Here is an 11,136-nt window from a genome sequence, read left to right as displayed (position 1 = left end):
CGAACGTCGTCGGTCAGGCATGCGCAGCGTGTAGCCCAGCACCGCGGGCGGGCCGGGAAGTTGCGTGCCAGCACAGCGGCTGCACCTTGCCTTTCGCCAGTGTCGCGGCGGCGAGCGCGTCGTCGGGGAGGTCGTGTTCGAACGTGATCATCAGGTGCAGGCCGGCCGCGGCGCCGTGCACGACCGCGGTGGGCAGGTGCGTACGAATGGCATCCATCATCGCGTCCCGGCGGCGCCGGTGACGCTTACGCAGAAAGCGCAGCTGCCGCTCGACCTCGCCAGACTTCATCAACTGCGCCAACACCAGTTGCGACAGCACCGGGTTGCCGAGGTCCGCGCACCGCTTCGCCTCGACGAACTCGTCCTGATAACGCGACGGTACGAGCAGCCAGCCCATGCGCAGCGCGGGAGCCAGCAGTTTGGAGACGCTGGCGGTGTAACAGACCTGCTCAGCGAGCATCGACCGCAATGCTGGCACCGGCGGACGGTCGTAGCGGTGCTCGGCGTCGTAGTCGTCCTCGATGATCATTCCGCCGTCGCTGGCCCACCCCATCAGCTCCCGCCGGCGTTGCCCGTCGAGCACCACTCCGGCCGGAAAACTGGTGGGCGGGCGTCACCAACACGACCTGAGCGCCGTTCGCCCGCAGGTCATCGACGCGCAGCCCGCCGGCGTCCACCCGTACCGGCGGGGTAGCCAGGCCGGCGTACCGCAGGTGCTGCCGGGTGCCGAGTGACCCCGGATCTTCCATTGCCACCGCGGAAATTCCGTGCCGTCCGAGCACCTGCCCGAGCAGCGACAACGACTGCGCGACTCCGGCGACCACGATCACCTCGTCCGGATCGGTACGAATTCCGCGCGTACGCGCCAGCCAGTGCGTCACCTCGGTCCGCAGCGCCGGCGTCCCGCGCGGATCCCCGTAGCCGAGATCCGCCGCCGACAGCCCGTCCAGCACCGCCCGCTCGGCCCGCAGCCAGGCGGCGCGCGGGGGAAGGCCGCCAGATCGGGTCTTCCCGGCAGCAGGTCGATAGCGGCCGGGGCTGCTCGTACGACATCCCAGACGTCGTTGCGTGGATGGCCGTCGAAGAGCGTGGTCTGGCCGGTTTTTGGTGCTGGCTGGGAGATCTCGGTGGCGATCGGAGCGGCCCACCACAACGGTGCCGGCACGTCCTCGGCCAGCGATGTGACCGTCCTCGGTGAGCCGCTGGTACGCCTCGGTGACCACTCCTCTGGAGACACTGAGTTCGGCGGCCAGGACCCGGGTGGCCGGGAGGCGGCCGCCGACCGGGATCCGGCCGTCCGAGATGGCGTGCCGCAACTGCTCGGCCAGCCAGTCGGACAGGCCGCCCGGCGGCGCGTCCCCGAGGGTGAGCTGGAGGAAGTCGGAGCCGGTTTTGGACCTGTCGTGGCTGATCTCTACGCGGCTCGTCATTGGTCCAATGTGCGGCCCGAGCGCCCCGGCCGTCAAGGTCGCTCTCGGTAGCCGCGACAGCGGACTATGCGGGTTTTTGTATGTGGCCGTGGTCGGCTGACCGGATGACACGGATTCGCTTGGCTCTCGTCGCGGTAACCGCGGCGGCTCTGGTCGGGGCAGCTTTGGTCGGGGTGGCCGCGCCAGCGGCCAGCGCGCCGCAGAGCGTGCCCTCGGCTCACGACTTCGGCGGCTGGCCGACGGTCGGCGCACTGCTCACCACGAACGGCACCGACCACAGCCCGCAGACCCACAACTGCACCGCGAGCGTGGTCAACAGCCCCCACCACAACCTGATCATGACCGCCGCGCACTGCGTCTACGACAGCGGCAGCGGCTGGCGGAAGTACCTGGCCTTCTTTCCCGGTTACAACGGCGGCCCGAGCAGCACGTACGGCAGCTGGTACGCCTACGGGCGGGGCGTGAAGATGCTGGTCAACCAGGGGTGGATCACCAACCGCGACCCCGCGTACGACTACGCCTTCATCGTCTTGACGCCGTCAGGTGGGAAGAGCGTGCAGGATCGTACGGGCGCACTGAACCTCTCTTTCGACACGGGACTGCCCAAGAAGATCGACCTGGTCGGCTACCCGGCCAACGGCGCGAAGCCGCGGATCTGCTCGGGCAGCACGACCGGCGGCAAGGTGCAGCAGTGGTTTGTGCAGTTCGACTGCACGAACCGCCGGGCGGCACCAGCGGCAGCCCGTGGACCGTACAGGGGAGCAAAAAACGTTATCGGCCTGACTGGCGGGTACGAAGAGGGCGGCGGTGCCGTACACAACTACAGCGTCTACTTCGACCACGAGACCCGTGATCTCTACCAGCGGGCCGAGGCGCTCTAGCTGAGTCCGTCGAAGTCATGTCGCAGCCGGGCGAGCGCTCGCCCAGTGGCGACGGTGGCCGCGTGCGGTGACATTCCCAGCACGCGGCCGATCTCGGCGGCGCCGGCGCCGCCGACCCGCAGCCCGATGAGCTGCCGGTCGCGGTCGGCCAGCCGGGCGAGGCAGCGCCCGAGCGTACGAAGGTCGTCGCGGGCGATCACCCGTCGCTCCACCGAGACGGGGTCCACCAGATCGGTTCCGGTCGGCGCCAGGTAGCGATCAGCGATCGCACGCCGTCGGCCGCGCCGCCGATGGTGGTCGATCACCGCGTTCCGGGCTATCCGCAACAACCACGGCGGCCAGATGCCTTCCTCGTCGCCGCTGAAGCGGGAGTAGGCCGCGTACGCATGGGCGAAAGTGTCCGCCGTCAGCTCCTCGGCCGCGTCTGGATCGGTCACTCGGGACAGGCAGAACCGGTAGACGCGCGGGGCGTGCCGCCGGTACGTGATCTCAAACGGCGGCCAATCGGTCGTGTCGAGTGTGGTCACCGAGGCATCTCCTGACCGGTCGGTGGGAAATCGATGTCCGATCACGGTGCTTTGAGTTGGTACGTGCGGGGTTCACCATCGCCCAGACCTGCGAATGAACCGCGCAAGTACCGCAATAGCCACCGTTGGAATCCAGCGATAATCCGGTATATGTAGTGAACTTGCGTACGATGCATGCAGGACTTTTCGATCGGTGGACGACGGGGCAGCATGACGGCGGAGATCGAAGTGGGCGCGGATTTTCTGGTGCTGGCCCTTGGACCACTACAACTGGGCGGCGAATGCGCGGTCGAGATGACCGCCGAGAAGCCGCAGCGGCTGCTGGCCGCGCTCGCCTTGCAACCGAACCGGTGGGTCTCCACCGCCGAGTTGACCGAGGCGCTGTGGCCGGAGGGGGCGCCGGCTTCGGCGCGCGGAAATCTGAAGACTTATGTGCATCTGCTTCGGCAGTTGCTGCCCGCGGTGGGGGAGCAGCAGCGGATCGACAGCCGTAAGGGCAGCTACCGATTGGTGGTCAGTCGGGACGAACTGGACGTCACCACTTTTGAAGACCTGATCGCGGCGGCTCGAACGACGCTCGCGGACGGCGAGGCGGGGCTCGCCGCCGACCGGGCGGCGGCGGCCCTGCGGCTCTGGCGTGGCGAGCCCTTCGAGTCGCTGTCCGGCCATGCCGCCGAGATCGAGCGGGTCCGGCTCGCCGAGCTGCGGCACTCGGCCGCGGACTGCCGGGCCGACGCGTTGCTGGCCGACGGGCGGGCCGATGAGGCGATCGCGTTGCTGCGCCCGCTGGCCTCGGCCGACTCGCTGCTGGGGGAGGCGAGCTGGGAGCGGCTGATGCGGGCGCTGATCCAGGCCGGCCGGCCCGCTGAGGCACTGAGGACGTACCACGAACTGCGCACCGGCCTTGCCAGCGAGCTCGGCACGGAGCCAGGCCCGGGCCCGCGCAGGCTTTACAACCAGCTGCTGGACGCCGACCGCGAGGCCGGCGACGACGTACGCATGTCACCTCCCGCCGTCGTTTCGCCGCCGGTCAAACGGCAGTGGCCGGGTCGCCGGAATCTGGTCATCGCGGCCTGCATTGTCTTCGTCCTTTTGGTCGCTGGCGGTGCGTACGCGTTCTGGCCGCAGCCCACGCCGGACCAGAAACTGATGCAGTTGGTGAATTCCACCGACCCGATCCAGAAGCGACCGATCACCATGCCACCGCCGGGCCATCTGATCTTCGGCATGTCCAACGGTGTCGACGACACATCAAAAAAGCCCGCTTTACCAGCAGGCGCCACTTGGCATGGTCACGCAGTATTACTACGAGCGGTCGATGCTGGCCCAGGTCCTCCCAGGCTGGTCGAAGAACGAGATTCCGAAGACCTATGCCGCCGGCAAGGCGATTCATCTCATGGTCGACAGCCCACATCCCAATCAGGACGAGCCCTTGCCGTTCAGCGACAAGCAGGGCAGCTTCTGCGGGTTCAGATATCCGCTGTCCGACGATTTCCTTCCGGACATGCGTACGCTCGCGATGGGTTTCGCCGGAAAGAAGGACGGTCCGCCGCTCTTTGTCTCCATGTTCAACGGCGTTGACAAACACCTCTGTGGCGAAGGTGTCTATGACAGTCCCGCCACGACGGCCTATGCCCAGGCGCTCAAGGTGCGCTACCTGCAGGCCATCCGGATTTTTCATGCCTACGCACCGAACTCACGGGTCGGTCTGGATCTTGACGGCTGGCTGCTCGAGGGCGGTGACACCAACCAAGGTAAAAACCTCGTGCTCGTGAACTATTTCTCCGACGTGCTGAAGCAGTCGGACTTTCAACCTTCAGCGCTTTCGAGCATGACGGCAACATCGACAGTGTCACCACGATGACCAGGTATCTGGGTCGGTTCGGTCCGGTCATGGTGTGCAGGTTCGCGCCGGACGGCTCAATCCCCAACTTTGACAGCGACCTGAACACCATGATGACCCCGTCGTTCCTGAAAACCGTTACGGCGCAGGGTTTGTTCGCCTGGAACTTCGACGACGACACTCAGTTCGACAGCAAGAAGCAGCCACAGCAGTTTGCTGAGACGCTCAACGCCGTACGCAAGTTCGGTGCCTCCGCAGCACCCGCCTGACCCGTTCTCCCCCGTCCCAACTTGACGACCCAACGCGACGTTCGACCTGCCGAGCCCCGCCCCGCTCGTCGAGGGACACCACACAACAGCGCCACTCGGCGAGCGAGTACGAGCCGAGAAATGCCTAGCTGATCGAGTAGACCCGGGCCCAGTCCACGTCGAAATAGGCCTGCTGCATACCGTCACCGAAGAAGTTGTCCAGCTGGATCGTCTGGTGCATCGGGCCGGGTGCCTGCACGTCCGGGTCGGTGTCGTGGAACCACTGCTGGCCGTCGATGTAGCCGGTCAGGCCGTTGGGCGACCATTCGAAGCCGTAGTTGTGCCACTGCGAAAGGTCCAGCGAACCGGAGTGGTATTCGTCCTGTACGACACCGGATTGGGTCGGGTGGTGCATGAACGCGGTGCCGGCGTCATCGCCGACGTTGACCTCGAAGTAGTCGTATTCGCCGCCCGACGGCCAGGCGTCCGAGTCCGGCCACGTAATCAGGACGGGGTGGTAGGCGTTGCCGTTCGCGCCGGGCGCGGCCTGGATGCGGGACCTGACCTCCCAGCGGCCGTACTTCTGGCCGAGGTTGGAGGCCATTCCGGCGGTGTCGCCGTTGGAACTGCCGGTCTGTCGCAGGTAGCTGCCGTTGACGTAGTTGGCGTTCCCGCACCTGCGGCCGTTGCCGTCATGACCTGGCACGCAGCCGTCGCCACCGTAGACGCCCCACTTGGCGGAGTCGGGCGTGCCGGTGTAGTTGAACTCGTCGGAGGCCGGCAGCGGTGTGCCCCAGTGGAAATTGCCAGCCGCGGTGCTGCCGTCCCCAGGCGGTGGTGAGGAGGGCGGCGGTGACGAAGGCGGGGGTGAGGAGGGCGGCGGCGACGACGGTGGCGGTGAGGAGGAGATTCGATCCGCCGCCGGCCTCATAGTCGGCGGCGGTCGACTGCCAGGTGCCGCTGCCGTTCGAGACCGTCTCCAACGGGTGCGAGTTGGTGGCGCCGGCCGGCGCTTTCAGGGTGGCCCGGATTTTGGTCCAGGAACCCGCTTTTGCGGTGATCGCCGGGCCGTAGGTGGAGCTGATGTAGCCATCTTCGCCGTACCAGTCCATCTGGATGTTCGCCTTGCCGGCGAGGTTGGCGTCCACCGAGATCGTGTACGTCGAGCCGCCGGTGACCGACAGTTGCGGCATGTAGATGCCGGCGTCGCCGGAGCTGATTTCACTTGGTACGCGTACGAAGCAGTGGGGTGCCCGGTGATGGCCACCCGTTTGCCGCTGCCGTCGCCCAGCGCACCCCAGCCGTCTGCGCTGCTCGCCAGCACCGGGTTGGTCGCGAGGTTCGTCGAGTCGGCGTACGCGCTGGTGGCGATGGGGATGGCCGCGGCGGTGGCGACCATGGCGACAGCCGCGCCAAGAGCCGCCGGCAGCCGATATCGACGATCAGTGACAGTCACATTCTGCTCCTTCTGCACGGCATACATCTGACGCGCTGATAAACGCCGTACCCGACCAAATGTCACAAGCGGCTACTGACTGCCGAAATCCTGCGTCCAGTAGTTCGGGTAGTCCGCGTTGTTGGCGACCGTGTAGCCGACGCCGATGTCGTGCAGGGAGCAGTTCAGGATGTTCGCCCGGTGACCGGCGCTCTGCATCCAGCTGTCGACCACTGCCGTGGGTGTGTCGTAACCAGCGGCGATGTTTTCGGCCCATGCGTCCCAGTCGTAGCCGGCGTCGGAGATCCGTTGGCCGGGATCGCGGCCGTCCGGGCTGTCGTGGTCGAAGTAGTTGTTGGTGGCCATGTCATCGCTGTGGCCCTGGGCGGCCGTGGTCAGCTGGGCGTTCAGCGCCAGGTTGCCGCAGCCGTGCTGTTGCCTGTTCTGGTTGGTCAGATCCACGACCTGCTGGACGTAGTCATTAGCCGGCACGTGAGCGGGCGAGGGGCCCAATGCCGTGGTGAGGGCGATCAGCAGCGAAAGGGTCTTCATCCGTACCTCCGCGGGTCGGTGGTCCGCTGGGCTGGGAATCTCGATGACTTATCGGAAAAGCAGCGCCAGCCGTAACAAAGAACGCGTTCTTTGCCGTTCCGTCACATTCGGCCATGTCGTTGGGGACCCGTCCCGGCCGAAGTCAGCACGATGCCCGATATGGCAGGTGATACGCGTTTTGAAGTGCTCGGTCCGGTCCGCGCGCGATGTGACGGGACGGCGGTGGATGTCGGACCGGCCCGTCAGCAGGCCGTGCTGGCGGTGCTCGCGATGCGGGCCGGCTCGCCGGTGTCCGCCGCCGAACTGCTGCGGGCCGGGTGGGGAGACCGGCCGCCGGCGATCGGCGACAAGGTCGTGCCGGCGTACGTCTACCGGCTCCGCAAAGCGCTGGCGGCGGCCGGTGCGGGGGGGAGCTGCTGGGGCGGACGGCCGGCGGGTACGTGTTGCGGGTGTCGCCGGCCGCGGTCGACTCCGGGCAGTTCACCGACCAGGTCGCGCAGGCGTCCCGGTGCCGCCGGGACGGCGATCCGGAGCGGGCCGAGCGGCTGTTGACCAGCGCGTTGACGCTGTGGCGTGGTGAGGCGCTCGCCGGACTGCCCGGTCCGTTCGCCGAACAGCAGCGCTCGCGGCTGAGCGAACAGCGGGTGGCGGCCCGTGAGGACCTGCTTGACCTGCGGTTACGCGGTGGGAACTGCGGGGACGCAGTGGGCGAGCTGACCGCGTTGGTGGCCGACACCCACTCCGAGAACGCGGGGTCGAGCTGTTGATGACCGCGCTTTACTGGCAGGGCCGGCAGGCCGAGGCGCTGGCCGTCTACGCTCGCGCTCGGCGGATTCTGGTCGACGAGTTGGGGGTCGAGCCCGGCGATCACCTGCGGGCCACTCACCGGGCCATCCTGCGCGCCGAACTGCCGCGTCCCGCTACCGAAACGTCGCGTACGGCCGAGACTTTTCCGGTACGAAAGGACATCCCCGCGCCGCCTCCCGGTTTTGTCGGTCGTACGAGCGAACTGGCCCTGATCAGCCAACTGACCTCCGGCGTCTGCGCGGTCGACGGGATGGCCGGCGTCGGCAAGACGGCGTTCCTGCTGCGCGCCGCCGCACAGCACGACTGCGCCGACGGCCAGCTGTATCTGGACCTCTGCGGCTACACCCTGGAACGGCGGCCGCTGCGACCGACTGAGGCGCTGGATCGGCTGTTGCGCGCGGTTGGTGCCACCGAGCTTCCGGTGACTGACGACCCCGATGAGCTGGCGGCGACCTGGCGAGCGCGGGTGGCCGGCCGGCGGCTGTTGTTGGTGCTGGACAACGCGGTCAACGCCGAGCAGGTCCGGCCGCTGCTGCCCGGCGATGGCGGCAGCGTGGTGCTGGTGTCGAGTCGGCGGCGCAGGTTGGGCGGCCTGGAGGTGGACCGGCACCTGCACCTGGGCGTCCCGCCGCTCGGCGATGCCGTACGGCTGCTGGAAAACGCGGCCGCAAGGGAGTGCTCCGGCACCGACCGGGCGGAGGCGATCAGGGTGGTCCAGACCTGCGGGCGGCTGCCGCTGGCGCTGCGGATCGTTGGCGCGAAGCTGCGGCACCGACCGGCCCTCGGGCTGGCGGACCTGGTCGACCACCTCCGCGACCACGACCAGCGGCTCGGCCAGCTGGAGATCGATGACCGCCGGATCGACGTGGTCTTCGAGATGTCGTACGCCCAGCTGGACCCGGGCGACCAGCAGGCCTTTCGGCTGCTGGGGTTGCTCGGCACCGCGTCGGTGGACCGGTACGTGCTGGCCGCGCTGGCTGGCGTCGACGGGCACCGCGCCGACCTGGTGTTGGAGCGGCTGCTGGCGGCGAATCTGGTCGACGAGCCGGCGCCCGGCCGGTTCGTGCTACATGACCTGGTCCGTTCGTACGCCGCCCAGACGACCCGCCAGCTCGACCCGGACCGGCTCCGGCGAGACGCGTTGACCAGGCTTTTCGACTACTACCTGGCGGCCAGCGCACGGGCGTACGTGAGCATCCAACCGGCCACCGCGGTGACCGGTGGCACGTCCGCCGGGATGCCGCTGCCGGCCGCGGTCGACGACTTCGCCGGTGCCCAGGCGTGGTTCGAGCGCGAGGCCGGCACCCTTGGCTGGTTGGTCGACCTGGCCGCCGTACGACCGCAGTGGCACGCCTATGGATGGCAGCTGGCCAATCCGCTGGTCTGCTACCTGACTCGGCACGGCCGGGCAGTCCGTCCGACGCGGCCCGGGCCGGCGCCGCCGGGCTGGCCGCCGCGATCGCTGGGCACCATCGGCAGGGCCTCGCGGTGATGCTGTTCTGGCAGGCCACCGTGCGATTCGACGTGGCCGACTACGCCGAGGCCGAGCGGCTGTGGACCCGGTCACTGGACCTGTACGAACAGCTCGGCGACCTCGCGGGACAGGCTCGCGCGCTGCGTCGGCTGGCTGAGTGTCTGCAGATCCAGGGACAGCTGCGACGGGCCTTCGAACGGGCCCAGCGAGCCGTCGACATCGCCCGGCGCGCGTATGACGAGCGGGCCGTCTGCACGGTGCTGCAGACGCTCGGCATCATCGGCACCGTGGTGGGGGAGTTCGCCGCCGCAGAGGCCGCGCTGGTCGAGGCGACGGCCAACGCACGGGCCCGTGACGATCTCAACCGGCTCGGGTTTTCCTTGGTGGTGCACGCAATGCTGCAGGCCGAGCAGGGCCGCGCGGAGGATGCGCTGCGCACTTCGCGGGCCGAGCAGATCGCCACCTCGCTGGGAAATCCGACGATGGGTGCGATGGCGCTGACGTACATCGCGGTGGCACATCGGATGCTGGGCGAGACCGCGGCCGCGGTGGCCGGCCATCGCAGGGCGCTCGACCTGGTGGAGGCGCATCTGCTGCGGGCCATCGAGACGACCATCCGCAATGCCTTCGGTCAGACGTTGTGCCTGGTCGGTGAGGTCGAGCAGGCCCGCCGGCAGCACGAGGCCGCGCTGGCGCTGGCGACGGTCACAGCCGAGCCGTACGAACAGGCGCTCGCGCTGGGCGGGCTGGCCAGCTGTGCCCAGGCAGACGGCGACGCCCAGGAAACTCGGCGCTGGCGGACCGACGCACTCACGATGGTGGCCGGTTTCGGGCTGGCCGACAACGACAGCGCCCCACTCCGCCGCCGGATAGCGGGAACTACCGCTTGCGGCCGAGTCCGCAGAGCATGAGCTTGTCCATGTCGACCGCCTCGATCAGCCGCGGCCCGTATGCCCACCATTCGAAAAGCTTGACCAGCCCGGGCTGGACGAGGTCCAGACCGTCGAAATAGCTGGAGATCTGCTCGAGCGGCCGGAACTTGCAGGAGCCGAGGCCTTGGCGGATCTTCTCCTCCAGCGTCCGCGCGATCGCTGCATGCCTGCTGCCGTCGGCCGGGTCGTAAAGATGGCTCAGCGCCACGAAAGACCCGGACGGCAGGGCCTGCACATAGGCCGCCATCAGGTCGCTTGCCTGGTTGTCGTCCTCGATCAAGTGCACGATGTTGGTCAGCATCAACGCGATCGGGCGATCCAGGTCCAGGTTCTTGCGGATGATGTCGTTGGCCATCAGCTCGTCCGGCTTGCCCGGGTCGACGGCGATGCAGAAGGTGCGGTCGTTGTCGACCAGCATGGCTTTCCCGTACGCGACCACCGTCGGATCTTTGTCGACGTAGATCACGTTGGTGTCCGGGTTGATCCGCTGCAGGGTCTCGTGCAACCTCTCCTGTCGCGCGGCAATCCGAAGCCACAGTCCAAAAACTGGTCCGTACCGGCCCGGTCCACCAAATAGCGGCCGACCCGAAGCAGCCATTGGCGCAGTTCCTCGGCGGTGGTCATCAGGTCCGGCACGCTGGTCAGCAGCTCGTTGAGGAGTTTGCGATCGGCATCGAAATGGTCCTTGCCGCCGAGCGCGGCATCCCACAGTCGGGCCGGGCTGGACCGGTTGGTGTCCACTCGCGAGGAATCGCCTACCGCGGTGGGCGATCGATCGGTCGGTGCCATCGGGCGTCCTGCTCCTGCCTGTCACTCTGCGTTGGGTTAACGATAGCGGTACAGGCGTGACCCCAACCACTGTCCCTCCTGGGCAAAAGAGCTGGGATCGGCCGGAACTGGCCGGAACCGGATTCCGGTCCGGCGGCGCGGAAGGATGTTCGCCGGCGAAAGAGGGTGATAACTCCCCTGCCATCCGTTTACAACGTTGTGCAAGGGGTGTACGACGC

At 67.8% G+C, this 11,136-nt stretch carries 16 protein-coding genes and 1 pseudogene; 9 read left to right on the top strand and 8 right to left on the bottom strand.

Translation table 11 applies throughout. From position 1 onward, the window contains the following. Positions 1 to 13: 13 nt before the first annotated feature. Both GNX96_RS54490 and GNX96_RS23345 read right to left on the bottom strand, forming a co-directional pair. Positions 14 to 529 carry an aminotransferase-like domain-containing protein gene (locus tag GNX96_RS54490; RefSeq protein ID WP_279581244.1) on the bottom strand — a complete coding sequence of 172 codons (516 nt, stop codon included), beginning with the start codon at positions 527 to 529 and terminating at the stop codon, positions 14 to 16. Then, a complete protein-coding gene (locus GNX96_RS23345; RefSeq protein WP_279581243.1) occupies positions 450 to 1,430 on the bottom strand; it encodes an aminotransferase class I/II-fold pyridoxal phosphate-dependent enzyme in 981 nt (326 codons plus the stop codon). Before GNX96_RS23345 ends, GNX96_RS54490 begins: the two co-directional genes overlap by 80 nt. 104 nt (positions 1,431 to 1,534) lie before the next feature. Between GNX96_RS23345 and GNX96_RS23340 the strand changes: the two genes are divergently transcribed. Continuing rightward, positions 1,535 to 2,311: a trypsin-like serine peptidase gene (locus tag GNX96_RS23340; RefSeq protein ID WP_163569710.1), complete on the top strand. Its 777-nt coding sequence runs from the start codon at positions 1,535 to 1,537 to the stop codon at positions 2,309 to 2,311. Here the strand turns inward: GNX96_RS23340 and GNX96_RS23335 are convergent. Beyond that, positions 2,308 to 2,838, bottom strand: a complete 531-nt coding sequence (locus GNX96_RS23335; RefSeq protein WP_163569709.1) for an RNA polymerase sigma factor — start codon at positions 2,836 to 2,838, stop codon at positions 2,308 to 2,310. The two genes, GNX96_RS23340 and GNX96_RS23335, sit on opposite strands and share 4 nt — an antisense overlap. A 210-nt stretch (positions 2,839 to 3,048) precedes the next feature. On the opposite strand from GNX96_RS23335, the gene GNX96_RS23330 reads away from it, so the two are divergent. The 3 genes from GNX96_RS23330 to GNX96_RS23320 are packed head-to-tail and all read left to right on the top strand — an operon-like array spanning position 3,049 to position 4,950. Beyond that, entirely contained in the window at positions 3,049 to 4,419 is a 1,371-nt protein-coding gene (locus GNX96_RS23330; protein ID WP_163569708.1) for an AfsR/SARP family transcriptional regulator, read from the top strand. After that, entirely contained in the window at positions 4,403 to 4,702 is a 300-nt protein-coding gene (locus GNX96_RS23325) for a hypothetical protein (RefSeq protein WP_163569707.1), read from the top strand. The genes GNX96_RS23330 and GNX96_RS23325 overlap by 17 nt, the downstream gene beginning before the upstream one ends. Next, positions 4,699 to 4,950, top strand: a complete 252-nt coding sequence (locus GNX96_RS23320) for a hypothetical protein (protein ID WP_163569706.1) — start codon at positions 4,699 to 4,701, stop codon at positions 4,948 to 4,950. The genes GNX96_RS23325 and GNX96_RS23320 overlap by 4 nt, the downstream gene beginning before the upstream one ends. 124 nt (positions 4,951 to 5,074) lie before the next feature. Here GNX96_RS23320 and GNX96_RS23315 read toward each other — a convergent pair whose 3' ends face one another. Beyond that, a complete protein-coding gene (locus GNX96_RS23315) occupies positions 5,075 to 5,635 on the bottom strand; it encodes a glycoside hydrolase family 16 protein (RefSeq protein ID WP_163569705.1) in 561 nt (186 codons plus the stop codon). Then, positions 5,622 to 6,122 carry a hypothetical protein gene (locus GNX96_RS23310; RefSeq protein WP_163569704.1) on the bottom strand — a complete coding sequence of 167 codons (501 nt, stop codon included), beginning with the start codon at positions 6,120 to 6,122 and terminating at the stop codon, positions 5,622 to 5,624. The genes GNX96_RS23315 and GNX96_RS23310 overlap by 14 nt, the downstream gene beginning before the upstream one ends. Between GNX96_RS23310 and GNX96_RS23305 the strand changes: the two genes are divergently transcribed. Beyond that, complete coding sequence (locus tag GNX96_RS23305) at positions 6,114 to 6,416, top strand: hypothetical protein (protein ID WP_163569703.1); 303 nt, start codon at positions 6,114 to 6,116, stop codon at positions 6,414 to 6,416. The two genes, GNX96_RS23310 and GNX96_RS23305, sit on opposite strands and share 9 nt — an antisense overlap. Before the next feature lie 41 nt (positions 6,417 to 6,457). Here the strand turns inward: GNX96_RS23305 and GNX96_RS23300 are convergent, their stop codons facing one another. Next, positions 6,458 to 6,916, bottom strand: a complete 459-nt coding sequence (locus tag GNX96_RS23300) for a CAP domain-containing protein (RefSeq protein WP_163569702.1) — start codon at positions 6,914 to 6,916, stop codon at positions 6,458 to 6,460. Positions 6,917 to 7,066: 150 nt separating this feature from the next. Here GNX96_RS23300 and GNX96_RS64620 point away from each other — a divergent pair, with 150 nt between their 5' ends. The 4 genes and pseudogenes from GNX96_RS64620 (at position 7,067) to GNX96_RS23280 (ending at position 10,108) form a co-directional block, all read left to right on the top strand. Then, positions 7,067 to 7,468, top strand: a complete 402-nt coding sequence (locus GNX96_RS64620; RefSeq protein ID WP_390624119.1) for an AfsR/SARP family transcriptional regulator — start codon at positions 7,067 to 7,069, stop codon at positions 7,466 to 7,468. Continuing rightward, positions 7,357 to 7,754 (top strand): annotated as a pseudogene (locus tag GNX96_RS23290) (AfsR/SARP family transcriptional regulator); the annotation flags it as partial. The gene GNX96_RS64620 and the pseudogene GNX96_RS23290, both read left to right, overlap by 112 nt. A gap of 9 nt (positions 7,755 to 7,763) precedes the next feature. Then, positions 7,764 to 9,215, top strand: coding sequence for an NB-ARC domain-containing protein (locus GNX96_RS23285; protein ID WP_390624124.1), 1,452 nt, complete (start codon positions 7,764 to 7,766; stop codon positions 9,213 to 9,215). Then, positions 9,215 to 10,108, top strand: a complete 894-nt coding sequence (locus GNX96_RS23280) for a tetratricopeptide repeat protein (protein WP_279581241.1) — start codon at positions 9,215 to 9,217, stop codon at positions 10,106 to 10,108. Before GNX96_RS23285 ends, GNX96_RS23280 begins: the two co-directional genes overlap by 1 nt. Here the strand turns inward: GNX96_RS23280 and GNX96_RS23275 are convergent. Together GNX96_RS23275 and GNX96_RS23270 are read right to left on the bottom strand one after the other, a co-directional pair. Then, positions 10,077 to 10,634, bottom strand: coding sequence for an SAM-dependent methyltransferase (locus GNX96_RS23275; protein WP_163569697.1), 558 nt, complete (start codon positions 10,632 to 10,634; stop codon positions 10,077 to 10,079). The two genes, GNX96_RS23280 and GNX96_RS23275, sit on opposite strands and share 32 nt — an antisense overlap. Then, the gene (locus tag GNX96_RS23270) at positions 10,592 to 10,918 is read right to left on the bottom strand and encodes an SAM-dependent methyltransferase (protein ID WP_163569696.1); all 327 of its coding nucleotides are present in this window, start codon (positions 10,916 to 10,918) and stop codon (positions 10,592 to 10,594) included. Before GNX96_RS23270 ends, GNX96_RS23275 begins: the two co-directional genes overlap by 43 nt. Positions 10,919 to 11,136: the final 218 nt, after the last annotated feature.

Origin of the sequence: Fodinicola feengrottensis, from assembly GCF_010993775.1 — a bacterium.
In the GTDB taxonomy this organism is placed as follows: Bacteria; Actinomycetota; Actinomycetes; order Mycobacteriales; family HKI-0501; genus Fodinicola; species Fodinicola feengrottensis.
The sequence above is the reverse complement of the archived record's forward strand: the minus strand, read 5'-3'. Positions and strand labels throughout refer to the sequence as shown.

Bases quoted from the DNA above. Each gene is read 5' to 3' on its own strand.
- GNX96_RS23345 (WP_279581243.1), bottom strand. From the start codon at position 1,430: ATGACGAGCCGCGTAGAGATCAGCCACGACAGGTCCAAAACCGGCTCC.
- GNX96_RS23325 (WP_163569707.1), top strand. From the start codon at position 4,403: ATGTTCAACGGCGTTGACAAACACCTCTGTGGCGAAGGTGTCTATGAC.
- GNX96_RS54490 (WP_279581244.1), bottom strand. From the start codon at position 529: ATGATCATCGAGGACGACTACGACGCCGAGCACCGCTACGACCGTCCG.
- GNX96_RS23280 (WP_279581241.1), top strand. From the start codon at position 9,215: ATGCTGTTCTGGCAGGCCACCGTGCGATTCGACGTGGCCGACTACGCC.
- GNX96_RS23310 (WP_163569704.1), bottom strand. From the start codon at position 6,122: ATGCCGCAACTGTCGGTCACCGGCGGCTCGACGTACACGATCTCGGTG.
- GNX96_RS23300 (WP_163569702.1), bottom strand. From the start codon at position 6,916: ATGAAGACCCTTTCGCTGCTGATCGCCCTCACCACGGCATTGGGCCCC.
- GNX96_RS64620 (WP_390624119.1), top strand. From the start codon at position 7,067: ATGCCCGATATGGCAGGTGATACGCGTTTTGAAGTGCTCGGTCCGGTC.
- GNX96_RS23270 (WP_163569696.1), bottom strand. From the start codon at position 10,918: ATGGCACCGACCGATCGATCGCCCACCGCGGTAGGCGATTCCTCGCGA.
- GNX96_RS23330 (WP_163569708.1), top strand. From the start codon at position 3,049: ATGACGGCGGAGATCGAAGTGGGCGCGGATTTTCTGGTGCTGGCCCTT.
- GNX96_RS23340 (WP_163569710.1), top strand. From the start codon at position 1,535: ATGACACGGATTCGCTTGGCTCTCGTCGCGGTAACCGCGGCGGCTCTG.
- GNX96_RS23320 (WP_163569706.1), top strand. From the start codon at position 4,699: ATGACCAGGTATCTGGGTCGGTTCGGTCCGGTCATGGTGTGCAGGTTC.